At 63.8% G+C, this 22,058-nt stretch carries 20 protein-coding genes; 12 read left to right on the top strand and 8 right to left on the bottom strand.

Annotation, left to right across the window (positions count from 1 at the left end; all coding sequences use genetic code 11):
• Window positions 1-10 precede the first annotated feature (10 nt).
• Both FJ543_RS09280 and FJ543_RS09275 read left to right on the top strand, forming a co-directional pair.
• A complete protein-coding gene (locus FJ543_RS09280; RefSeq protein WP_140874813.1) occupies window positions 11-319 on the top strand; it encodes a DUF1244 domain-containing protein in 309 nt (102 codons plus the stop codon).
• A 98-nt stretch (window positions 320-417) separates the two neighbouring features.
• Window positions 418-1,599 (top strand): MFS transporter, encoded by a 1,182-nt coding sequence (locus tag FJ543_RS09275; protein ID WP_140874812.1) that lies wholly within the window; start codon window positions 418-420, stop codon window positions 1,597-1,599.
• On the opposite strand, the gene FJ543_RS09270 is transcribed toward FJ543_RS09275, so the two are convergent.
• On the bottom strand, window positions 1,557-2,471 hold the full coding sequence (locus tag FJ543_RS09270; RefSeq protein ID WP_140874810.1) for a LysR family transcriptional regulator: 915 nt from the start codon (window positions 2,469-2,471) through the stop codon (window positions 1,557-1,559). The two genes, FJ543_RS09275 and FJ543_RS09270, sit on opposite strands and share 43 nt — an antisense overlap.
• 114 nt (window positions 2,472-2,585) lie before the next feature.
• Here FJ543_RS09270 and FJ543_RS09265 point away from each other — a divergent pair, with 114 nt between their 5' ends.
• Both FJ543_RS09265 and FJ543_RS09260 read left to right on the top strand, forming a co-directional pair.
• Window positions 2,586-2,795 carry a DUF680 domain-containing protein gene (locus tag FJ543_RS09265; protein ID WP_140712641.1) on the top strand — a complete coding sequence of 70 codons (210 nt, stop codon included), beginning with the start codon at window positions 2,586-2,588 and terminating at the stop codon, window positions 2,793-2,795.
• 89 nt (window positions 2,796-2,884) lie between these two features.
• Window positions 2,885-3,844 carry an SDR family oxidoreductase gene (locus tag FJ543_RS09260; RefSeq protein WP_140874808.1) on the top strand — a complete coding sequence of 320 codons (960 nt, stop codon included), beginning with the start codon at window positions 2,885-2,887 and terminating at the stop codon, window positions 3,842-3,844.
• A 64-nt stretch (window positions 3,845-3,908) separates the two neighbouring features.
• On the opposite strand, the gene FJ543_RS09255 is transcribed toward FJ543_RS09260, so the two are convergent.
• The 5 genes from FJ543_RS09255 to FJ543_RS09235 form a co-directional block, all read right to left on the bottom strand.
• Window positions 3,909-4,067, bottom strand: coding sequence for a DUF3309 family protein (locus FJ543_RS09255; RefSeq protein WP_015315312.1), 159 nt, complete (start codon window positions 4,065-4,067; stop codon window positions 3,909-3,911).
• Between the two features lie 96 nt (window positions 4,068-4,163).
• Window positions 4,164-7,340 (bottom strand): efflux RND transporter permease subunit, encoded by a 3,177-nt coding sequence (locus FJ543_RS09250; RefSeq protein WP_140822534.1) that lies wholly within the window; start codon window positions 7,338-7,340, stop codon window positions 4,164-4,166.
• 80 nt (window positions 7,341-7,420) lie between these two features.
• A complete protein-coding gene (locus FJ543_RS09245) occupies window positions 7,421-8,596 on the bottom strand; it encodes an efflux RND transporter periplasmic adaptor subunit (protein ID WP_140874806.1) in 1,176 nt (391 codons plus the stop codon).
• 797 nt (window positions 8,597-9,393) lie between these two features.
• Complete coding sequence (locus tag FJ543_RS09240; RefSeq protein ID WP_140791689.1) at window positions 9,394-10,524, bottom strand: patatin-like phospholipase family protein; 1,131 nt, start codon at window positions 10,522-10,524, stop codon at window positions 9,394-9,396.
• Between the two features lie 217 nt (window positions 10,525-10,741).
• Window positions 10,742-11,824: a citrate synthase/methylcitrate synthase gene (locus tag FJ543_RS09235; RefSeq protein WP_140874804.1), complete on the bottom strand. Its 1,083-nt coding sequence runs from the start codon at window positions 11,822-11,824 to the stop codon at window positions 10,742-10,744.
• Window positions 11,825-11,917: 93 nt separating this feature from the next.
• On the opposite strand from FJ543_RS09235, the gene FJ543_RS09230 reads away from it, so the two are divergent.
• Window positions 11,918-13,060: a citrate synthase gene (locus FJ543_RS09230; protein ID WP_140874802.1), complete on the top strand. Its 1,143-nt coding sequence runs from the start codon at window positions 11,918-11,920 to the stop codon at window positions 13,058-13,060.
• Between the two features lie 20 nt (window positions 13,061-13,080).
• Here FJ543_RS09230 and phaR read toward each other — a convergent pair whose 3' ends face one another.
• Both phaR and FJ543_RS09220 read right to left on the bottom strand, forming a co-directional pair.
• Window positions 13,081-13,689, bottom strand: coding sequence for a polyhydroxyalkanoate synthesis repressor PhaR (gene phaR, locus FJ543_RS09225; protein ID WP_140822541.1), 609 nt, complete (start codon window positions 13,687-13,689; stop codon window positions 13,081-13,083).
• 81 nt (window positions 13,690-13,770) lie between these two features.
• Window positions 13,771-13,998, bottom strand: a complete 228-nt coding sequence (locus tag FJ543_RS09220) for a hypothetical protein (RefSeq protein WP_140874800.1) — start codon at window positions 13,996-13,998, stop codon at window positions 13,771-13,773.
• On the opposite strand from FJ543_RS09220, the gene FJ543_RS09215 reads away from it, so the two are divergent.
• The 7 genes from FJ543_RS09215 to FJ543_RS09185 all read left to right on the top strand — a co-directional run bounded on the left by FJ543_RS09215 (window position 13,985) and on the right by FJ543_RS09185 (window position 22,007).
• Window positions 13,985-15,163: an acetyl-CoA C-acetyltransferase gene (locus FJ543_RS09215; RefSeq protein ID WP_015315306.1), complete on the top strand. Its 1,179-nt coding sequence runs from the start codon at window positions 13,985-13,987 to the stop codon at window positions 15,161-15,163. The two genes, FJ543_RS09220 and FJ543_RS09215, sit on opposite strands and share 14 nt — an antisense overlap.
• 107 nt (window positions 15,164-15,270) lie before the next feature.
• Entirely contained in the window at window positions 15,271-15,996 is a 726-nt protein-coding gene (gene phbB, locus FJ543_RS09210; RefSeq protein ID WP_015315305.1) for an acetoacetyl-CoA reductase, read from the top strand.
• A 196-nt stretch (window positions 15,997-16,192) separates the two neighbouring features.
• Window positions 16,193-16,495, top strand: coding sequence for a hypothetical protein (locus tag FJ543_RS09205; RefSeq protein ID WP_140874798.1), 303 nt, complete (start codon window positions 16,193-16,195; stop codon window positions 16,493-16,495).
• A gap of 232 nt (window positions 16,496-16,727) precedes the next feature.
• The gene (locus FJ543_RS09200) at window positions 16,728-20,093 is read left to right on the top strand and encodes a helicase-related protein (protein WP_140874796.1); all 3,366 of its coding nucleotides are present in this window, start codon (window positions 16,728-16,730) and stop codon (window positions 20,091-20,093) included.
• Window positions 20,094-20,103: 10 nt separating this feature from the next.
• Complete coding sequence (locus tag FJ543_RS09195) at window positions 20,104-20,490, top strand: RNA-binding S4 domain-containing protein (protein ID WP_015315303.1); 387 nt, start codon at window positions 20,104-20,106, stop codon at window positions 20,488-20,490.
• Between the two features lie 228 nt (window positions 20,491-20,718).
• Window positions 20,719-21,057: a ferredoxin FdxA gene (gene fdxA, locus FJ543_RS09190; RefSeq protein WP_015315302.1), complete on the top strand. Its 339-nt coding sequence runs from the start codon at window positions 20,719-20,721 to the stop codon at window positions 21,055-21,057.
• 368 nt (window positions 21,058-21,425) lie between these two features.
• Complete coding sequence (locus FJ543_RS09185) at window positions 21,426-22,007, top strand: CarD family transcriptional regulator (RefSeq protein WP_015315301.1); 582 nt, start codon at window positions 21,426-21,428, stop codon at window positions 22,005-22,007.
• Window positions 22,008-22,058 lie beyond the last annotated feature (51 nt).

The raw sequence follows: 22,058 nt of genomic DNA, 5'->3' as shown, positions 1-22,058 counted from the left end.
GGAGGTTTCGATGACCGAACTCAGCGACGAACAGAAGCGCGACTTCGAGGCCGCCGCCTTTCGGCGACTGGTCGAGCATTTGCGTGAACGGGGCGACGTGCAGAACATCGATCTGATGAACCTCGCCGGCTTCTGCCGCAACTGCCTGTCGAACTGGTACCGCGAAGCAGCCAATGCCGAAGGCGTCGATCTCGGCAAAGAGCAATCGCGCGAGATCGTCTACGGCATGCCCTATGCGCAATGGCAGGCGCTCAACCAGATAGAGGCTTCGGACGCCAAGAAGGCGGAATTCGAAGCACGGCGCCCCAAGGATCACTGAGCCCGTTTAGCCCAAATGCTTTCTCACAACAGCGCTTGACTGAAAATTGAATCGATCTAATTTGCCGCGCAAAGCCATTTTCTGACCGGATTCGTGCCATGAACGCTTCGAACGCCATGCAGACTGCCATTCGTGGGCGATGGGCCGTGGGGGCCATTTTCCTCGCCAATGGTTTCCTGACCGGCAGCTGGGCGCCGCAGATTCCTGTCTTCCTGACCCGGCTGGACATCTCGAAATTCACGCTCGGCCTGCTGATCCTTTTGTTCGGCGCCGGCGCGGTCACCGCCATGACATGGTGCGGCCACCTGATCTCCAAACACGGCTCGCGCACCGTGCTGCGCTGGTTCGGCCTGTGCGGCAGCCTCGGCCTGCTGGTCGTGGCGCTGGCACCCGACGTGCCGCTGGCGGCCATCGCCATGTTCATATTCGGCGGCTCGATCGGCGGCATGGATGTCGCCATGAATGCCAATGCGGTGGTGGTGGAACGGCGGCTGGGGCGTGCCATCATGTCCTCGTCGCACGGCTTCTGGAGCCTCGGCGGTTTCGCCGGCGGCGCCCTCGGCGGCTTCGCCATCCAGACCTATGGCCACCTCGCCCATGCCGCGGTGGTGACCGTGCTTGCCTTCGCGGCAATCGCGGCGGCGGTGCCCCACATCGTGGCCGAAAACAAACCGCAGGCGGTCGAGCATCATAAATTCGCTCTGCCGGCAAACCCATTGGTCTACCTCATCGGCCTGATGGCCCTGCTGACGATGATTTCAGAGGGCGCGGTGCTCGATTGGGCGGCGCTGTATCTGCGGCAGGAACTCGGCGCCGACCTCGCCGTCGCCGGTCTTGCCTATGCCTCCTTCTCCGGCGTCATGGCGATCATGCGCTTTTTCGGCGATGGCGTCCGCAACCGCTTCGGCGCGGTGATGACACTGCGCGGCTCGGCCATCGTCGCGGCCGCCGGCATGCTGATCGCCGGCCTGTCACCTTCGCCTTGGCTCGCCATATCAGCCTTTGCGCTTTGCGGCTTCGGCATCGCCAACATGGTGCCGATCATCTTTTCCGCCGGCGGCAACCAGGAGGGCATGTCGTCGGGCACCGGCATGAGCGTCGTCACCACCATGGGCTATTCCGGTATTCTGGTGGCGCCGTCGGCGATCGGCTTCGTCGCCGAGCATTCCAGCTTCGGCCCGATCTTCATCGCCATGTCGGCTCTGCTGATCGTCGTCTTGCTGATGGCCGGTTTGGCTCACCGCGCCGAATTCGCTCCGGATGCCGCCCCTGCCGAATAGTGCTTCAATTCCTCGTGGAGAAAATCAGCCACGCGGCGGACGCGCACGCTGGTGCGCACGTCGCGATGCATGGCCAGCCATACCGGCAGGGCAGGCAAGGGCAGGCCGGGCAACACTTTTTCGACCAGCGGATCGCGGTCTGCCAGCGGCTCCTGGCCAAGACCAACGCCGTTTCCCGCCCGCACGGCTTCCCAAAGCACGATCTGATTGTCGGCCCTGAAACGAAAGCTGTTTCGGGTGACCGGGATGCCATACTGGGAAAAGGCCCGGATCATCTCGTCGCTGCGATCGAAGCCGATCAGGGCGTGATTGACGAGGTCGGCCGGCCCCACCGGGCGCCCGCACCTGTCGAGATAGGATATGGCCGCGCAGGCGCAGAGTGCGATATCGCAGACCTTGCGCGCCACCAGTTCGTTCTGCGCCGGCTTGACCATGCGGATGGCAATGTCGGCATCCCTGCGCAGCAGGTTCTCGACCTGGTTCGAGGCAACGATCTCGACCTCGATGCCGGGCTCGTCGACGCCGAGCCGCGCCATCATGTCGGGCAGCACATAGGCCGCTACCACCTCACTGGCCGCGATGCGCACTGTGCCTTCGATCGCCTCGACCGAACCCAGAGCGAGCCGTGAAAAGGCGCTTGCCTGCTCGCTCACCGTCTTGCCGCGCTCGAACAGCGTGGCTCCCGCTTCGGTCAGCGCATAGCCGCTTCGGCCGCGCCGGAAAAGCGTGACGCCGAGCGCCTGTTCCAACTCGCCGATGTGACGGCCAAGCGTCGGCTGGCTTGCCGACAGCTTTCGCGCCGCGGCCGACAGGCTGCCGGTTTCCGCCACGGTGACAAAGCTCTTGATCAGGTTCCAGTCAATGTCTTCCATTCAATAATGAATATCAAAACTGCATTCGTAGTCAATTTTAATTCATCGATGAAGCGATCATATTCACCCTGCAAACACCGATACCGACTGCAACAACCAATCAGGAGTAATACAATGACCAAGATCGCAATCGCAACCGCCGCCCTCTTCATCGCCGCCAACACGGCTTTCGCCGGCAGCGACAAGTTCGGCTCGGACAATGCCAGCCAGCCAACCGTCGTCACCACCGACAATGTGACCACCACGTCGATCAGCAAATCCGAGGCGACCAATCAGAAGCCAGCCGTCCAGGGCAGCAACCGCGACCTCTTCGGCAGCCGGTGAACGGCGGCCCTCGAAAATCCAGAAGCGGCGGGCTCGTCCCGTCGCTTCTAGGCAAACCCCGCACTTGAAAACAAATAAGGAGACGAAGAATGACCAAGATCGCAATTCTCGGCGCCAATGGCCGGCTCGGTCGCGTGGTTGCCAAGGCCTTCATCGACGCCGGCTTCGACGTCCGCGCCGTCACCCGTACCGGCATGGTGCCGGCCGAGCTTGAGGGCGCCACGGCGGTTGCCGGCGATGCGCTGGACCGTCAATCGCTGATCCAGGCCACCGAGGGCGTCGACATCATCTTCAACGGCCTCAACCCGATCTACACAGACTGGGGCAAATGCCTGCCAATGGCCGAAAATGTCATGGCCGCCTGCCATGCCAACGGTGCGCAGCATCTCTTCCCCGGCACCGTCTACAATTACGGCTCGCCTATGCCGGCGGTGATATCGGAAGACACGCCGTTCCATCCGACGACCGAGAAGGGCCGCATCCGCTGTGCCATGGAGGATCTGTTCCGCCGTGAGGCCGAGGCCAGACGGGTGCGCACCATTGTTCTGCGGGCCGGCGATTTCTTCGGCGGCACCGGCAGCGGCTCCTGGTTTGACCTGATCGTCGCCGCCAAGATCAACAAGGGCATCTACACCGCGCCCGGTCCGGCCGACCTCGTGCATGAATGGGCCTATTTGCCGGATTTCGCCGTCGGTTTCGTCGCGCTGGCCCGCAATCTCGACAAGCTCGGCTTCTATGAGGCGCTGAACTTTCCAGGCCATGCCGTCACCGATCTCGAGATCAAGGTGGCCGCCGAGAACGCCATCGGCCATCAACTCAAGATGACTTCCATGCCTTGGTGGGTGCTGCGCGCCGGCAGCCCGTTCGTGGCGATGTGGCGAGAGATCGTCTCGATGTCATACCTGCGCTTCGAGCCGCACCGGCTGGCCTCGACGCGGCTGGAAGGCATCATCGGCGAAATCCCGCATACGCCGCTCGATCAGGCCGTGAACAAAGCCTTGCAGGATATTGGCATCGCCGTCGCTCCCGCCCGTCGCCAGGCCGCCTGATCGAGCTTGCTGGCAGGTGAGAACAGCTGCGCTCGGTAAGGGTCCGGCGGCGGATCGTTGCCGGTCAGATCCTGCCCAGCACAAGCAGGATCAGCACCACGACCAGTATGACGCCGACAATGCCCGATGGTCCGTAGCCCCAGGAGCGCGAATGCGGCCATGCCGGCACAGCGCCGATCAGGATCAGGATCAGGATGATAACGAGAAGTGTGCTGATCGTCATTTTGAGCCCTCGCCGTCTGGTTGCATTCGAGGGAACAATGCAAAAGGCCGCCCGGTTGTTCCCGGACGGCCTTTGTTGCTTGGCCTGCGAAACGCTCTATTCCGCCGCCTTCGGGAAGCTGACTGCCGGCTCGGCGCCGACATCTGCCAGAGGCCCTTGGGACGAGATCTCGCCCTTGCCGCGCCGGAAGAGACGGCTGATTAAGCCGCGTCGCGCGCCGGGTTTGATCTTGGCGCGGGTGAACACCATCAGCATCGACGGCGTCACGACCAGCGTCAGAATGGTGGCGAAGGACAGGCCGAAGACGATCGCCGAGGACAGCGAAATCCACCATTGCGTCGACGGCGCATTGATCGTCGTCTCGTGATGGAAGATTTCGAGCCCAAGGCCGAAGGCGATCGGCAGCACGCCGAGAATCGCCGACACCGCCGTCAGCACAACCGGTCGCGCACGCTCGCGGCAGGTCTGCAGCACCGCGTCCATCTTGTCCCAGCCCTCCTCACGCAACCGGTCGTAGGTGTCGATCAACACGATGTTGTTGTTCACCACCACGCCGGCCAGCGCGATGACGCCAATGCCCGACATGACGATGCCGAACGTCTCGCCCGTGATCAGCAGTCCAAGGAACACGCCGATTGTCGCCATGACCACGCAGGACAGCACCAGCCATACGCTGGTGAACTTGTTGAACTGCGCCAGCAGCACCAAGAAGATCAGGAAGATCGCCGCGCCGAAGGCCTTGCTGAGGAAGGCGCTGGCTTCCGCGCTGTCCTCGTTCGATCCGGCGAGCTTCCAGCGTATTCCGCTGCCCAGATTCATATCGGTGACGGCCTGAGTGACCTGCTGCTGGACTGCCGCGACCTGTTGGCCGGCGGCAACATTGGCCTGCACCACCACGGTTCGGGCACCGTCGATGCGGTTGAGGATGCCGACCGTCGGCTCGGGTTTGCGCACGACGAAGTTTGAGATCGGCACCGACCCTTGCGAGGTCTGCACCCTGAGCTCGTCCAGCGTCGACAGCGTGCGCCGGTCTTCCGGAAGACGCAGGCGGATGTCGACGGCGTCATCGGCACCAGCAGGCCGGTATTCGGAGAGCTTCAGTCCGTTCGTCACCAGCTGCACCACGGTGCCGACCGAAGTCGGGCTGATGCCGTATTGCGCGGCCTTGGCGCGGTCGACCTCGAGAGCCCAGTCGACGCCGGGCGGCGGCAGGCCATCGGAAATATCGATGACGCCCGGCACCTTGGCGATACGCGCCGCGACGGCGCGCGCCTTGTCGTCGAGGCCGGCTGGATCGACGGCCGATAGCCTGATCTGGATCGGTTTGCCGGTCGGCGGACCGGCTTCCGGCACGCGCACCTCCACGTCGACCCCGGGAATGCCGGCCATCACGCCGCGCAGATCGCTTAGGATCTGGTTGGCGGACTTGCGTTCGCGCCAGTCGATGAATTCGTACTGGATGACGCCGACGACGTCCTCGGGCACGTCCTGGCCGCCGCCCTGCGTCTTGCCGACGCGGGTGTAGACCGACTTCACGCCAGGCCACCCGAGCAACCGGCTCTCGGCGATCTTGGTCGCCGTATCCATTTCGGCCAGCGAAAGGTTGCCGCGGGCATGCACGTAAAGCAGGCCGTAGTCAGGTTCGACGCTCGGGAAAAACTCGACGCCGGCACCGTACTTTGAATAGCCAACGAAAATACCGGTCAGCAAGACGACGGTGAGCACCATCACGGTGATGGGAAAGCGCACCGCCTGCTTGACGACAGCCATGTACCAGCCGTCGCGATTGCCATCCTCGTGATGCTGCGGCGCCTTGGCGAATATAGCGCCCAGCGTCGGCGCGAAGACCAGCGCATAGAGCATCGAGGCCGACAGCGTGACGATCAGCGTGATCGGCATGTACTTCATGAAATCGCCGATGATGCCGGGCCAGAACAACAGCGGCGAGAAGGCGGCGATACGCGTCATCGTCGCGGCGATGACCGGGCCGGCCATGCGCTTGGCGGCAAGCGCGAAGGCTTCCTGCTTCGGCATGCCTTCGCTCATCCTTCGTTCGGCGAACTCGGTGACGATGATGGCGTCGTCGACCAGCATGCCGACCGCCAGGATGAGGCTGAACAGCACGATCATGTTGATCGTGTAGCCCATCATGGCAAGCAGCAGGATACCGATTAGGAAGGACGACGGAATGGCCAGGCCAATCAGCAGCGAGGCACGGCCGGACAGCGCGTAGAGGATGACGATGAACACCAGGATGACGGCGATCATCACATGGTTCTGCAAGTCCCCCAGCAGCTGGTTGACGAAGACCGACTTGTCCTGCGTGTAGGTGACGTGCATGCCCTCGGGCATGGTCTTGACGAAGGCATCCGACACCTCCCTGACCTTGGTCAGCGTATCGATCAGATTGGCGCCGATGCGCTTTTTGACTTCGATGGCGATGGCCGGCTTGCCGTTGAGGCGCGTGATTGTCGTCGCGTCGGCGAAGGTCGAGCGTATCGTCGCGATGTCCTTGGCCTGCACCACGGCATTGGGCCCGGCGACCACGGGAAGTGCCGCCACATCCTCGGGTGTCTCGATCAGCGACGGCACCTTGACGGCATATTTGCCTTCCGAGCCCTCGATGTTGCCGGCGGCGACCAGGCTGTTGGAAGCACCGACCGCGCCGATCAGCTGGTCGAGCTGCAGGCCATAGGACGACAGCTTCATCGGATCGATGACGACCTCGACCAGATCGTCGCGCGAGCCCTGCAACGAGCCTTCGAGCACGCCGGGCACTTCCTCGATGCGATCACGCAGTTCGCGCGCCGCGGCAGCCAGCACGCGTTCGGGCAGTTCGCCGGACAGCGTGACGACGAGCACCGGAAATTCGGAAATGTTGACCTCCGTGACGACAGGCTCCTCGGCCGCCTGCGGCAGGTCGGCCTTGCCGTCCTGCACCTTGGAGCGTGTGTCCTGCAGTGCCGTCGCCAGGTTCGTCTGCGGCTGGAACTCGACCAGAACGTAGCCGCCGCCCTGGAAGGCGGCCGAGCGCATCTCCTTGAGGCCCTTCAGGCTTTTCAACTTGCTTTCCATCGGCCGCAGCAGAAGACGCTCGGAATCCTCCGGCGAAATGCCTTGATAGATCAGGCTGACATACATCATCGGAATCGGAACGTCGGGTTCCGCTTCCTTCGGTGTCGATTGATAGGCGACCCAGCCTGCAATCAGCAGGAAGACCAGGACCGAGATGGTCAGGCGGGCATTGTTGATTGCGAGTCTGACGATATCCATGACTTATGCCTGCTGTTGCTTTCGGGAGTGGCGAACGGACATGCTGTCGCCGGACAAGGCCCGGCGCCGGCGCCCATGCGCTACTGCGTCCCGGCGGTGGCTTCGCCGATCAACTTGTTGATGGTAGCCTGGTCGGCCTCGACCGGATGGACCTCGTCGCCTTCCTTCACCAGTTCCTGGCCGGCAACGATGATGCGCGCATCGGCCGGGATGCCGCCAAGCACGAGACCGGTCGGCGTATCGTCGACCAGATCGATCGGGAAGAACGCCACCTTGTTGTCCTTGCCGACGGCACGGATGCCGAGGTCGCCCTTGTCGCCGAGCGTCACCACCGAGCGCGGCAAAAGCACCGCGTCGGTCGGCAGCGCGCTGAGCTGGATTTCGGCCGTCATGCCGGCAGGCACCGAGCCATCGGCATTGGGGATGGCAATCTCGACACGGAAGGTACGGGTCGCCGACGAGGCGTCGCGGCTGATGTAGCGCACGGTGCCTTCGACGGTCTGGCCGCTGACCAGCCGAACGCTGGCCTTGTCGCCGATCTTGAGATAGCCGAGGTCGCGCTCGCTGATTTCGCCGCGCGCGATCACCGGATCGAGCTTGAGGATCGTCGCCACCTCGCTGCCCTGCATGACGGAGCTGCCGAGTTCCACCGGCACCCGGTCGATGACGCCGTCGAACGGCGCCTTCACTTCGTTGCGGTCGAGCTCGGCCTGTGCGGTGTCCAGCTGCGATTGCGCCTGGGTCAGGTTGGAGCGGGCGGTGTCGAGCTGCAGCTTCGGCAAATTGCCTGTCTTGGCCAGACGCTCGGCGGCGTCGAGTTCGGCCTTGCGCTGCGCCACAAGCTGCTTGGCGTTGTCGACCATCGAGATCTTTTCCTCGGCGGCGAGCATCAGCACCAGGTCGCCGGTGTTGACGTGGTCGCCCTGCTTGACCGGCAGCTTGTCGATGACGCCGGCGACGCGGGTTGCCAGCACCGCGCGCTTGTCGGCTTCGGTCAGCCCGGAAATGCGGATGGCGCGCGCATAGGTCTTTCGCGGCGGCGTCACCACAGCGACGGTACGCAGCGGGGCTTTCGGTTCGGCTTCCGCCGTCTTCGGCTTGCTCGCGTCCGGCGTCTTGCCCTGCTCGGCTTCGGCTGCCTTGGCCTTGTTCGCCGCTACGCTGCCGACCGACGAGAACTCGCCTGTCGCCATCCACGCCGCGAAACCGATGAGCACAACAATGGCTGCAAGCTTGTGAAACCTGATTTTAGGCATCGTCATTTTTCCACTGCGGGTTCGGCCAGCACCGCGTCTGATGACGCGGGCGCGTCGCCGATATGGGTGCGCGCTCGACCGTGTTCAAATTGCCGTGATCGGCGAGCGCGCTTCTACATCAAAGTTGCATCGCAATATAGCCCCAAAGTTGCAGCAGCATTGCGTAGCCGAACAAGGTGTGGCCGCCATGAAACGGTACTTCGTCACTTGCCAGGCTACTTGGTGAAGCCGGCCGCCGGCTCACGATCCGGCTCTGAAACATCGTCCACCGGAGACCAGCGCGGCTCGCCACAGGCCCGTCCGGCCGTCTCCGAAATATAGCCGCGATCCGCATTGCGTCGCCGATCGAAGTGCAGGCACAAACCGACGATCCGCGTCAGTGCGGTCGACGAGGGAAGACACCACAACACTCGGCCAAGCCGCTGGAATCCCTCGAAAAAGAGGCACGGAAAGCTTTCAGGTCAGGCTTGCGGCCGCCAATGCCCCGAGGTCGAACCTGATCCTGAAAACTCAACGCGCCCGCATTCTTACGCCCTGGACCATCGCGTCGCGATACGCGCGACATAGGGTTCGGCGCGAGACAGGTACGGGAACACCGGGTGTGTTTCGTCCCATTCGCAATTCGGGATCGAGCATTGCGCCCGATCCCTTCGGACGTCTCCCGCCCGGCGTCATCTGACCGTTGGTGGCAACAGGCGTCAGCATGATGACGGCTCTTCCGCACGCCAAGGTTGCTGTCACGCCAGCAGCGCTGAACTACGCGCTGCTGCGGAGACCCCGCCATGCCGCCGGCGGGCTCAGGCCCGACGGCGCTCTGCCTCCGGATTCTTGCGAACGGCGAGAAACTCCTTCACGCGACGGCCCGGTGCTGGACCGCGGACCGGCTTGAAACCGTCGTCGAGTTCGCCCGAGAGATCGAGCGTGGCATGCTTGCCGACGGCAGCGTAATTCTCTTCAAGCCAGTCGCTGGCGGCGGTGCGGCCGAGGTCGCGCAGATAGGTCAGGAAGGCCCATTCGGCATTGACCTTCGAGGATGCCGACAGATCCTTGAACGCCTCGTCGGCATCGATGCGGTGCATGCGGATGTCCCGGTATTCGCCATGCGGCAGACGCCCGGCGGCGATCAGTTCCTTGACGAAGGCGATCGAGCGGAATTCGCGCAGCAGCCCGGCATTGAAGGTGATCTCGTCGATGCGGTTCTGGATCTCGTTGGCGCTTCTTGGTGTTCCCTCGCGCACCACCGGGTTGATCTGCACCAGAAGCACGTCCTCGGTCGCCGCCGTCTTGAAGAATGGATAGAGCGCCGGATTGCCGCCATAGCCACCATCCCAATAGGGCACGCCCTTGATCTCGACAGCACGGAACAATTGCGGCAGGCAGGCCGAGGCCATCACTGTGTCGAGATCGATCTCGCCATCGGAAAACACTCGCAACTGCCCTGTCTCGACATTGGTGGCGGAGATGAACAGTTCCATCGGCTTGCAGGCATGGACATTCCCGAAATCGATCTCCTGCGCGACGACGTCGCGCAGCGGATTGAGGCCGAGCGGGTTGGCGACATAGGGCGAGAATACCCGCGACATGGTGTCGAAGAAGACATAGCCCGGCGTGTTCTCGATCGACCAATTGCCCCAGGCGACATCCCACGGCATGCGTTGCACCGGGCTGAACCGTCCCTTCGCCGCCACCGCGCGCCAGAAATCGTCCAGCTTCTTGCGCGCGCCCTCGACCCCGCCTCTGACAAAACCGTCAGCCAGCGCCACCGCGTTCATCGCGCCGGCACTGGTACCGGACACCGCCGATATCTCCAGCCTGCCATCCTCCAGCAGCCGGTCGAGCACGCCCCAGGAAAAGGCGCCATGCGAGCCGCCACCCTGGAGAGCGATGTTGATCTTCTTCTTTTCCTCCGCCTTGCCGTTCTTCGTCATGGCGTTCCTGTCATCCTGATACGCCAGCCCGCCCCCACTTCCTTCGAAGAAAGCAGCTATCGCCAGCTTATGTTGCAGTGCAGCATATAAGGATGGACCAAGGCAAGAACACGAACACGCTCGCGTGATCACATGAAATTTCGGTCATGCGAAAGCCAATCCGCTGCATGCGGAGAAACCGCGGCTTTCGAAACAGACATGAAGCCAGGCATGGGAGCTAGGCGACGAGGTCCGGCACAGGCCCGATATAGCGTGACTGCGGACGGATCAGCCGTCCGGTGGTCTGCTGCTCGCGCGCGTGCGCGACCCACCCGGCGACGCGTCCGGCTGCGAAGACATTGCTGAACGCCTCGGGCGGAAACCCTGCCGCTTCCAGCACCAGTGCGGTGTAGAATTCGACATTGGTCTGCAGCGAACGCTGCGGCTTGGCGACCCGGAGCACGTCGAGCGCGGTTTGCTCGACCGTCTCGGCGAAAGCCAGCCGCCTGCCGGTGTCGCCCTCACCGCCAAGCTTGCGCACCACCGTTTTCAGGACATCGGCACGCGGATCGCGGACGCGGTAGATGCGGTGACCGAAGCCCATGATGCGTTCGCCATGCGCGATCTCGTCGCGCAGCCAGCCGGCCGCATCGCCATGCGCGGCGATGGCGTCGAGCATCTCGATGACCGGGCCGGGCGCGCCGCCATGCAGCGGCCCCTTGAGCGCGCCAAGCCCGGCCAGCACCGACGATGTCAGGCCGGCCTGGGTCGAGGCGACGACGCGGGTGGCGAAGGTCGAGGCATTGAGGCCGTGATCGCAAACGGTCACCAGATACGTGTCGAGCGCGTTTGCCAATGCCGGCGACGGGGCCGATGCCTTGAGCATCCGCAACATGTCGGTGGCATGATCCGCCTTGCCGTCGGGTGCGATCGGCTGCTCGCCGTGCCGCAGCAAGGCCGGCGTCAGCACCGCCGGCGCAGCGATCAACCGCAAGGCGTCCGCCAGCGTTTCGCCATCCGGCAGCAAGGCCATACCGGCGCGCATGGCGCTATAGATTTCGAGCGGCGCCAGCAGGCGCAGCGAAGGCGCGAGCCGGTCGAAGACCTCGACGCGTGCCTCGCCCAACCTTGCCGCCAGTTCGGCGTCACCGGGCAGATCGTCGAAGAAGCCGTCCAGCAGCAGGCGGACGACCCGGGCGTAACTCCATCGTCCAGCCAAGTCCCCAAGCGAATAGCCTCGGATCGTCAGGTGGCCGCCCAGGCCATCCACGTCGGACAGCACGGTTTCGGCCGCCACCACATCATCGAGCCCGTTCGCCATGGCCTTGTCTCCTTGAAGCTTTTCCTGGTGGGAGATAAGGATGGGCGCCATAAGCATCAATCTTGATCAATAGAATCAATATCTGAGCTCGATATGTCCGAATGGTTGTCGCGGGAAGAGGCGCTGGAAAGGCTCCGGGTGAGGCCGCAGACGCTCTATGCCTATGTCAGCCGCGGCCGCATCGGCATGCGCCCGGATCGGGCCGATCCGCGCCGCAGCCAGTACCGCGCCGACGACATCGCGGCGCTGGCAACGCGAAGGGCGCGCGGGCGCAGCCCCTCGGCCATCGCCGAAAGCGCGATCGCCTGGGGCGAACCGTCGCTCGTCACCGCGATTTCGACCGTCTGGCACGGCAACCTCATCTATCGGGGCCGGAATGCCGTTGCGCTGTCCGACCATGCCACGCTGGAAGAAACCGCTGGACTGCTCTGGGCTCTGTCCGGCCCGGTCCATTTCGAAGCATCGCCTCCAGATGCGCCGCGCCCGACCGGCCGCGCCCAGGCGTTCGTGCAACTCGCTTTGGCTGCCGGCCAGGCGCGGCCCTCGCTTGGACGAAATGGTGCCTCGCTGTGCACTGATGCCGCACACGCGATCGGCGTGTTGGCCAGCGCCCTCGGCGCCGAGGCGGGGTCGGAACCAGTACACCAGCGATTGGCGCGGGGCTGGTCGGTGGACGATGAAGGCGCGGATGCGATCCGGCGTGCGCTTGTGCTGCTTGCCGATCACGAACTCAACGCGTCGACCTTCGCGGCCCGCGTCGCCGCCTCGACCGGAGCCTCGCCCGCCGCTTGTCTGCTGGCCGGCCTGACGACACTGTCAGGTCCCCGCCACGGCGGCGCCGGCGAAGCCGTGATGCAACTCGCCGAAGACGCGGGACGGCATGGTGCCGATGCCGCGATCCGGCGCTGGCTTGGCCACGACCGGCCACTGCCGGGATTCGGCCACCAGCTCTATCCCGAGGGCGATCCCCGGGCCACGGCGCTTCTGGCGGCCTTCGACAACACCGATGAAACATTGCGGTCGCTGGAAACCGCCGCCATGGCGGCGACCGGCGCCCAACCGAATGTCGATTTTGCCCTGGCCGTGCTGGCGCGCAGCCTTGGCTTGCCGCAGGATGCACCGTTCCACCTCTTCGCGCTTGGACGCAGCGTCGGCTGGGCGGCACATCTGGTCGAACAGATCGTGAGCGGCAGCATCATCCGGCCGCGCGGCCGCTATGAGGGATTGCTGCCGTAAATCGCGTGAGCGCTATGCGCTCATGACATCGTGTCGAGCTTGCGCTGCATGGCCGCGATCTGGTCCTTCAACTGCTGCAGATCGTCGGACTTCTCCGGCGCTTCCTTCCTGGCCGGCTCCGCGGGGGCCGCTGCCGGTGCCGGGCCCGCGGGCGGAAAAGGCGTGAACAGCCGCATCGCGTTCTGGAACATTTCCATGTTTCGGCGCGTCTGTTCTTCCAGCGCCTTGATCGGTGTCGCCATTTTCATAACGTCCAGTGGCGACTTGCCGATGGCGCCCTTCATCTGCTCGCGGAACCGCTCTTGTTCCTTGGAAAAGGCGATCATCGATTGCTCGAGGAAACTCGGCACGATCATTTGCATCTGGTCGCCGTAGAAGGCGATCAGCTGGCGCAGGAACGGGATCGGCAGCATGTTCTGCCCGTCCTTGTTCTCCAGCTCGAAGATGATCTGGGTCAGCACCGGATGCGTGATGTCGTCGCCGGTCTTGGCGTCCTGGACGGTGAACTCCTCGCCCTTCTTGACCATCTCGGCCAGATCCTCGAGCGTCACATACGTACTCGTCCCCGTATTATAGAGGCGGCGATTGGCGTATTTCTTGATAATGATAGGGTCGTCTTTTGCGGCCATCTGCATCCTCCCCGGATCCCGGCACGCCTGAGTAAGCAGCCGGTAACGATTGCGCCCTTTTTGAGGATATGCGCAAAAGCCCTACAATTCCAAGCAGTTTGTGCACTGCGGGATCATATAATGCTGCATAGCAGGCAAAATATGCTGCGCGGCAGCGACCGGACCGCCGACACCACGATGCGCGGCCCGCTTGCGGCGCATCGGCGCCATGCCGATTTCCGGTTTGACTTGGGGTTGGGAAAGGGCAAAAAAGTCCTCAACGGCACAACAACACCCTTGAAGTCTGGAGAAGAAAATGTCCGCTTCCATTGTCATTGCCAGCGCCGCGCGCACGGCTGTAGGCTCCTTCAACGGCGCCTTCGCCGCCACGCCCGCGCATGAGCTCGGCGCCGTCGTCGTGCAGGAACTTTTGGCGCGTGCCGGGGTCGAACCGGCCGAGATCGACGAGGTCATCCTCGGCCAGGTGCTGACCGCGGCGCAAGGCCAGAACCCGGCCCGCCAGGCCTCGATCCTTGCCGGACTGCCCAAGGAGACCACCGCCTGGGGCCTCAACCAGGTTTGCGGTTCGGGCCTGCGCGCCATCGCGCTCGGCATGCAGCAGATCGCCACCGGCGACGCCAAGGTGATCATTGCCGGCGGCCAGGAATCGATGTCGCTGTCGCCGCACGCCGAGCACCTGCGCGCCGGCGTCAAGATGGGCGACTACAAGATGATCGACACCATGATCAAGGACGGGCTGTGGGACGCCTTCAATGGCTACCACATGGGCAACACCGCCGAGAACGTCGCCCGCCAGTTCCAGATCACCCGCGACGACCAGGACCAGTTCGCACTGGCCTCCCAGAACAAGGCCGAGGCCGCGCAGAAGGCGGGCAAGTTCAAGGACGAGATCGTCGCCTTCACCATCAAGGGCAAGAAGGGCGATACGGTTGTCGATCAGGACGAATACATCCGCCACGGCGCCACGATCGATGCCATGACCAAGCTGAAGCCGGCCTTCGACAAGGATGGCACGGTGACCGCCGCCAATGCCTCCGGCATCAATGACGGTGCCGCCGGCGCGCTGCTGATGAGCGAAGCGGAAGCCGCAAGGCGTGGCATCACCCCGCTGGCGCGCATCGCCTCCTGGGCGACCGCCGGCGTCGATCCGGCGATCATGGGCACCGGACCCATTCCCGCTTCACGCAAGGCCTTGGAACGGGCCGGTTGGTCGGCAGGGGATCTCGACCTTGTCGAGGCCAACGAGGCGTTCGCCGCACAGGCCTGCGCCGTCAACAAGGACATGGGCTGGGACCCCTCGATCGTCAACGTCAATGGCGGCGCCATCGCCATCGGCCACCCGATCGGCGCCTCGGGCGCCCGCATCTTCAACACGCTGGTTTTCGAAATGCGCCGGCGCGGCGCCAAGAAGGGACTGGCCACCCTATGCATCGGCGGCGGCATGGGCGTCGCCATGTGCGTGGAGGCTTTCTGATAGACTTTGGACGGGCGGCGCAAGCCGCCCGTTTCACATGTGGTGCCTGTAGCAAATCCAGTGCCTGCCAAGCCCGACAACAGGGCGATTTCAAAAAGGGGAAATGCATGACCAAGGTTGCAATCGTCACGGGTGGATCGCGTGGCATCGGCGCGGCGATCTCGATCGCTTTGAAGAACGCCGGCTATTCGGTTGCCGCGAACTACGCCGGCAACGACGAGGCGGCGGCGAAGTTCAAGGCGCAGACCGGCATTCCGGTCTACAAATGGTCGGTCGCCGACTATGACGCTTGCGCGGCCGGTATCAAACAAGTCGAGGCCGACCTCGGCCCTGTCTCGGTGCTGGTCAACAATGCCGGCATCACCCGCGACGCCATGTTCCACAAGATCACCCGCGAGCAGTGGAAAGAGGTGATCGATACCAATCTGTCCGGTGTCTTCAACATGACCCATCCGTTGTGGGGCGGCATGCGCGACCGCAAGTTCGGCCGCGTCATCACCATCTCCTCGATCAACGGCCAGAAGGGCCAGGCCGGTCAGGTCAATTACTCCGCCGCCAAGGCCGGCGACATCGGCTTCTCGAAGGCGCTCGCCCAGGAAGGCGCCCGCGCGGGCATCACCGTCAACGTCATCTGCCCTGGCTACATCGCCACCGAGATGGTCAAGGCAATCGACGAAAAGGTGCTCAACGAGCGCATCATCCCGCAAATCCCCGTGGGTCGCCTTGGAGAACCGGAAGAGATCGCGCGCTGCGTGGTCTTCCTCGCTTCGCAAGATGCCGGCTTCATCACCGGCTCGACCCTCACCGCCAATGGCGGCCAGTACTTCGTCTGAGACGTCTGCTCGCGCAGTCCAACGCTGCGGATCCATGCGTGCCCTGCGATAAGCGGACCGGAAAATCGGTCCGCTTCCAAATGGCGCCTAACTCTTGGAAGACGCCGCTGTGACGCAATGCCCCAATCCGGCACGCAAAGCTTAATGCCGGTAGGCGCGTCTGTGCGAACCCTGTGATCAAGCCTGTGGATTCTCGGTGGATAAGCTGTTCACAACACAAGATATTGGGGGAACAAAAAGAGAAAATACGGCCGGCGCTGCTTTGTCGCCGATTCGTTCCGGCTTTGAGCCCAATGTTAAGATTAATGGCCGCGATAAGCTGCTATTCTTTAACGCCGAATTAGGAAAGATTAACAGTTTCATAAGCTTAACAGGGCGCGCACCGAATCGCCCTCATCGTTCCCGGCGAAAGTTAACGGCAGGACCCGCCCAGCATAAAACGGGCCAGTTCGGTGATTCAGCATGTGGTGAGACTCGTGGTCACGAAATCCATATCTAGCCGTGAACAAAAGCTGAATCTGACGGAGTCGCCGATTCGTCGCTGATTCGTTCCAGACTCGTTCCAACTGTTAAGCAGGGGCTGATTTGCGGAGTGAGGCGGGCGTCTCCGGAACCCTGCCGGAACATTCTGCTTTCGCTTCGCGCCCGAAATCCCTATGTGTCGGCTGTCATACGCGCCGTCCTGGCACGCTCCCGACCACGAGAGGCCAGAAAGCCTTATTTCCGAGCCGATGAACATCCAGCCGAAACACAACGAGCCGCTGATCCTGTCGGGCCGCGACGTGACCGCCGTGCTTGGGCCGACCAATACCGGCAAGACCCATCTCGCCATCGAGCGGATGGTGGCGCACGAAACCGGTGTCATCGGCCTGCCGCTGAGGCTGCTGGCCCGCGAGGTCTACACGCGCGTCTGCGAAAAGGTCGGTGCCAACAAGGTGGCGCTGATCACCGGCGAGGAGAAGATCCAGCCGCCGGGCGCCAGATATTCGGTCTGCACCGTTGAAGCCATGCCGCGTGAAACCGACGCCGCCTTTGTTGCCATCGACGAGGTACAGCTGGCCGGCGACCTCGAGCGCGGCCATATCTTCACCGACCGCATCCTGCATCTGCGCGGCCGCCAGGAGACGCTGCTGCTTGGCGCGGCCACCATGCACGGCATTCTCCAGCGGCTGCTGAAAGGCATCTCCGTGGTGACGCGGCCGCGGCTGTCGCATCTGGCCTATGCCGGCTCCAAGAAACTGACCCGCCTGCCACGGCGCACCGCGATCGTCGCCTTCTCCGCCGACGAGGTCTATGCCATCGCCGAACTCATCCGCCGCCAGCAGGGTGGTGCGGCCGTCGTGCTCGGGGCGCTGTCGCCCCGCACCCGCAATGCTCAGGTGGCGCTGTTCCAGTCGGGCGATGTCGACTATCTCATTGCCACCGATGCGATTGGCATGGGCCTCAACCTCGACCTCGACCATGTCGCCTTCGCCCAGAACCGCAAGTTCGACGGCTACCAGTACCGCAATCTGACGGCGGCCGAACTCGGCCAGATCGCCGGCCGCGCCGGCCGGCATCTGCGCGATGGCACGTTCGGCGTCACCGGCCAGGTCGATCCGCTGGACGAGGACCTGGTCCAGAAGATCGAGGGCCATGACTTCGACCCGGTGAAGGTGCTGCAGTGGCGCACCGCCCAATTCGATTTCGCCAGCCTCGATGCGCTGAAGCGCTCGATCGAGACCAACGCCCCGGTCGAGGGCCTGACACGCGCGCTGCCGGCCGTCGATGCGCAAGCGCTCGAACATCTCTCCCGCGACGAAGACATCCGCGCGCTCGCCACCAACGCCAAGCGCGTGGCGCTGCTGTGGGAAGCCTGCGCCCTGCCCGACTATCGCAAGATCGCGCCTGCCCAGCATGCCGACCTCATCGCCTCGATCTACATGGACCTCGCCCGGCAGGGCCATGTCGACGAGAACTACATGGCCGAACAGGTGCGCCGCGCCGACACCACCGAGGGCGACATCGACACGCTGTCGCACCGCATCGCCCAGATCCGCACCTGGACATTCGTGTCGAACCGGCCCGGCTGGCTGGCCGATCAGGCACACTGGCAGGAAAAGACGCGCGAAATCGAAGACAGATTGTCGGATGCGCTGCATGAGCGGTTGACGAAACGCTTCGTAGACCGCAGGACTTCCGTCCTCATGCGGCGCCTTAGAGAAAATACCATGCCTGAAGCCGAAATCAGTCCTACCGGAACCGTCCTTGTCGAAGGCCATCATGTCGGCGAGTTGCAAGGGTTCCGCTTCACCGCCGACCAGACCGCCGGCGGCGAAGACGCCAAGGCCGTGCGCACTGCCGCGCAAAAGGCGCTTGCCGCCGAGTTCGAGGCACGCGCGGAGCGCTTCGGCGCCTGCGCCAATGGCGATCTCGCGCTCGGTTCGGACGGCACGCTGCGCTGGATCGGCGCGCCGATAGGCACGCTGGTCTCGGGCGAAGACGCGCTGAAGCCGCGCCTGGTGTTGCTGGCTGACGAACAGCTGACGGGCCCGGCGCGCGACAAGGTCGCGGCGCGCGCCGAACGCTTCGTCAATTTCCAGATCGAGTCGTTGTTGAAGCCGCTGGTCGATCTGAAAAACGCCGAGCAGATTTCCGGCATCGGCCGTGGCATCGCTTTCCAGCTGGTCGAGAATTTCGGCCTCATCAACCGTCGTGACATCGCCGAAGAGATGAAATCCTTGGACCAGGAAGGCCGCGCGGCGCTGCGCCGGCTTGGCGTCCGCTTCGGCGCCTACCACGTGTTCGTGCCGGCGCTGATCAAGCCGGCACCCGCCGGGCTGGTGACGCTGCTGTGGGCGTTGAAGAACGACGGCAAGGACAAGCCAGGCTTCGGCGACGTCGTCCACGCGCTGGCGTCGGGCCGCACCTCTGTTGTCATCGACCCGGCCTTCGACAAGGCCTTCTACAAGCTCGCTGGCTACCGCAATCTCGGCCGCCGCGCCGTGCGCATCGACATTCTGGAGCGGCTGGCCGACCTGATCCGCCCGGCGACCAACTGGAAGCCCGGCCTTGGCCAGCGTCCGGACGGCGCCTATGACGGCCAGTCCTTCATGGTGACGCCGCCGATGATGTCGATCCTTGGCGCCACCGCCGACGACATGGAAGAGATCCTCAAGGGTCTTGGCTATCGCGCCGAGCCGAAGCCGGCCGCGGAAGTCAAGGCACGGCTGGAAGCGCAGGACAATGCCGCGCGGGAAGCCGCCGCGGCCAGGCAGGCAGCCGAAGAAGCAGCCCGCGCGGAACAAGCCAAGGCGGCGGAAGAGGCGGTTTCGCCGGCCGCCGAGGGAGTTGAACTGGTGCCGGATGCGGCAACCGACGTGGAGACGGAGGTTCCAGCCGAAGTCGCCGCCGACGCGCCGGTGGAAGCTGTCGCGCAAGAGCAGGCGGAAGCCACCGCTGAAGTTGCGGAGGAACCTGTAGCCGAAGCCGCTGTTGAAGCCGCCGAGCCGGCGCCGGTTGAGCCGCGGGCCGAACCTGAAACTGCCGAGCCCACCGAGGAAACCGCAGCGGCGGAGCCCGCCGTCGAAGCCTCCGCGTCGACTGAAGCCGCCGAACCGGCTGCAGTGGCGGAAGCCGCCGGCGAACCCGTGCCGGAAGCCGAAGCGCCAAAGCCGATCCTGCTGTGGCGCCAAGGTCGCTTCGACCAGCGTCCGCGTCATCGCGACGGCCGCAACAACCGGCCGCAAAACGGACAGGCGCGCGGCCGAAGCAACGCGCCGGCCGGCGGCGAACAGGCAACAGCCGCGCCCGCGGACCGTCCCACACACGAAGGACGCCGCGACGGCGCCGGAAAGCCGCGCTTCGACCGCTCGAAGTTCAAGCCCAAGCCGCAAGCTGAGGGCGCTGAGCGCCGCGACGGCCGCCCGCAGGGCGAGCGTCCCGAGCGCCGAGAAGGCCGGCTAGACTGGAAGGGCGGCAGACCGGAAGGCAAGGGTGCCGATCGCGGCGGAAAGCCCGCTTTCCAGCCCAAGCCGCGCGAGGAGCGCCCGGTGCGTTTCGATCCGGACTCACCCTTCGCCAAGCTCGCCGCCTTGCGCGACCAATTGAAGAAGTAAACTCGCATCGATGGTTGCTGAAGGCCGTCAGCGCATCGACAAATGGCTGTTCTTCTCGCGCGCGGTGAAATCGCGCTCGCTGGCGGCCAAATTGGTGGTCGCCGGCCGCGTGCGCATCAATCGCGACAAAGCAGCGCAGGCCTCCGATCTGGTCAAGCCAGGCGACGTGCTGACCATCACGCTCGACCGGCGTATTTTCGTCTGGAAGGTGCTCGGCGCTGGCGCGCGGCGTGGCCCGTCCGAGGAAGCCCGCACCCTTTATCAAGACATGTCGCCCCCGCCCGCACCAAAGGGCGACGCCCCGCCCGACGCTATCGCGGCGCTGCGCGAGGCAGGTAGCGGCCGGCCGACCAAAAAAGAGCGTCGCCAGACCGACCGATTGCGCGACGAAGATTGAGCCTGCCGATCGACGCAGATGTGCGCTCCCGCGGCAACGGCAACCAAAACAGATTTTGCACCGGCAAACGAAGGTCGGCGAGGGGTGTGGGACCGTCGCGGCACCGCCGACCTGAAATTCAATTCCCAAACTCTGGCGCCGCTGGGAATGGCTACCCTTGCAAGCAGCCCATAAAGGCGTTACCTCACGGAAAAAGCCAACAAAAACGGGACGTCCCGGAGCCGACCGATGACCTATGTCGTGACCGACAACTGCATCAAATGCAAATATATGGACTGCATCGAGGTCTGTCCGGTCGACTGTTTCTACGAAGGCGAGAACATGCTCGTCATCCATCCCGACGAGTGCATCGACTGCGGCGTCTGCGAGCCGGAATGCCCGGCCGACGCGATCAAGCCCGACACCGAGTCCGGCCTCGACAAATGGCTGCAGATCAACACCGAATATGCCGATAAATGGCCCAACATCACCGCCAAGAAGGAGCCGCCGGCCGACGCCAAGAGCTTCGACGGCGAGGCCGGCAAATTCGAGAAATACTTCTCCGCCGAGCCCGGCGAAGGCGATTGACAACACCGCTGTAAAGGCTTGTATGACGCAGCGTAACAGGCACGCCGGATTAACCGCCTTGACAGGCGGCGATTGGTTGTGGCCTTCGCTTACGCAGCAAAACCTTGATTCTTCCGACTTTTTGTGTTACATCAGCGAAACATGCCGGTGACACAACGTCGATTTATGGCGCAGACGCCCCAAATCACTGAAAGGTGAAAATCCCATTCCGGACCAGAGCGATCTGGGCCAGGCGGTCGCAATTCTTGCGGTTTGCCGGTCCCGGCTTTTCCGGTGGGTCATCTGTTGTGCGGCTAATGATCGGTGACCCCGATCACGTGAGTTCAGCCGGCACCGCCGCCGGCCCACAACAAGGAGTTCAGGGCGTAATGGCAACGATCACCCCGCAGAAGAAGTCCACAGCTGCACGTCACGGTTTCAAGACCGGCGAGTTCATCGTCTATCCGGCGCATGGCGTCGGCCAGATCGTCTCGATCGACGAGCAGGAAGTGGCTGGCCACAAGCTGGAACTGTTCGTCATCGACTTCCAGAAGGACAAGATGCGCCTGAAAGTGCCGGTCGCCAAGGCGACCTCGATCGGCATGCGCAAGCTGTCGGAAGAGGATTATGTCGAGCGCGCGCTGAAGGTCGTGCAGGGCCGCGCCCGCGTCAAGCGCACCATGTGGTCGCGCCGCGCCCAGGAATATGATGCCAAGATCAATTCGGGCGACCTGATCTCGATCTCGGAAGTCGTGCGCGACCTCTATCGCGCCGACAACCAGCCGGAGCAGTCCTATTCCGAACGCCAGCTCTACGAGGCGGCACTCGACCGCATGGCCCGCGAGATCGCGGCCGTCAACCGCATGTCGGAAACCGAAGCCGTGCGCCTGATCGAGGTCAACCTCAACAAAGGCCCCAAGCGTGGCGCCAAGGCCGACAATGAGGAAGCCGAGCAGGAAGAAGCTGCCTGAGCTTTTTCGTATTCAAGTTGACGAAAACCCGGCCTCGCGCCGGGTTTTTTT

Source organism: Mesorhizobium sp. B2-5-7 (assembly GCF_006440875.1).
In the GTDB taxonomy this organism is placed as follows: domain Bacteria; phylum Pseudomonadota; class Alphaproteobacteria; order Rhizobiales; family Rhizobiaceae; genus Mesorhizobium; species Mesorhizobium australicum.
Note: the sequence above shows the minus strand (reverse complement) of the source record. Positions and strands in the feature narration are given on the sequence as shown.

Coding starts and splice junctions, on each gene's coding strand:
- FJ543_RS09280 (WP_140874813.1), top strand. CDS start 11: ATGACCGAACTCAGCGACGAACAGAAGCGCGACTTCGAGGCCGCCGCC.
- FJ543_RS09275 (WP_140874812.1), top strand. CDS start 418: ATGAACGCTTCGAACGCCATGCAGACTGCCATTCGTGGGCGATGGGCC.
- FJ543_RS09270 (WP_140874810.1), bottom strand. CDS start 2,471: ATGGAAGACATTGACTGGAACCTGATCAAGAGCTTTGTCACCGTGGCG.
- FJ543_RS09265 (WP_140712641.1), top strand. CDS start 2,586: ATGACCAAGATCGCAATCGCAACCGCCGCCCTCTTCATCGCCGCCAAC.
- FJ543_RS09260 (WP_140874808.1), top strand. CDS start 2,885: ATGACCAAGATCGCAATTCTCGGCGCCAATGGCCGGCTCGGTCGCGTG.
- FJ543_RS09255 (WP_015315312.1), bottom strand. CDS start 4,067: ATGACGATCAGCACACTTCTCGTTATCATCCTGATCCTGATCCTGATC.
- FJ543_RS09250 (WP_140822534.1), bottom strand. CDS start 7,340: ATGGATATCGTCAGACTCGCAATCAACAATGCCCGCCTGACCATCTCG.
- FJ543_RS09245 (WP_140874806.1), bottom strand. CDS start 8,596: ATGCCTAAAATCAGGTTTCACAAGCTTGCAGCCATTGTTGTGCTCATC.
- FJ543_RS09240 (WP_140791689.1), bottom strand. CDS start 10,524: ATGACGAAGAACGGCAAGGCGGAGGAAAAGAAGAAGATCAACATCGCT.
- FJ543_RS09235 (WP_140874804.1), bottom strand. CDS start 11,824: ATGGCGAACGGGCTCGATGATGTGGTGGCGGCCGAAACCGTGCTGTCC.
- FJ543_RS09230 (WP_140874802.1), top strand. CDS start 11,918: ATGTCCGAATGGTTGTCGCGGGAAGAGGCGCTGGAAAGGCTCCGGGTG.
- phaR (WP_140822541.1), bottom strand. CDS start 13,689: ATGGCCGCAAAAGACGACCCTATCATTATCAAGAAATACGCCAATCGC.
- FJ543_RS09215 (WP_015315306.1), top strand. CDS start 13,985: ATGTCCGCTTCCATTGTCATTGCCAGCGCCGCGCGCACGGCTGTAGGC.
- FJ543_RS09220 (WP_140874800.1), bottom strand. CDS start 13,998: ATGGAAGCGGACATTTTCTTCTCCAGACTTCAAGGGTGTTGTTGTGCC.
- phbB (WP_015315305.1), top strand. CDS start 15,271: ATGACCAAGGTTGCAATCGTCACGGGTGGATCGCGTGGCATCGGCGCG.
- FJ543_RS09200 (WP_140874796.1), top strand. CDS start 16,728: ATGAACATCCAGCCGAAACACAACGAGCCGCTGATCCTGTCGGGCCGC.
- FJ543_RS09195 (WP_015315303.1), top strand. CDS start 20,104: ATGGTTGCTGAAGGCCGTCAGCGCATCGACAAATGGCTGTTCTTCTCG.
- fdxA (WP_015315302.1), top strand. CDS start 20,719: ATGACCTATGTCGTGACCGACAACTGCATCAAATGCAAATATATGGAC.
- FJ543_RS09185 (WP_015315301.1), top strand. CDS start 21,426: ATGGCAACGATCACCCCGCAGAAGAAGTCCACAGCTGCACGTCACGGT.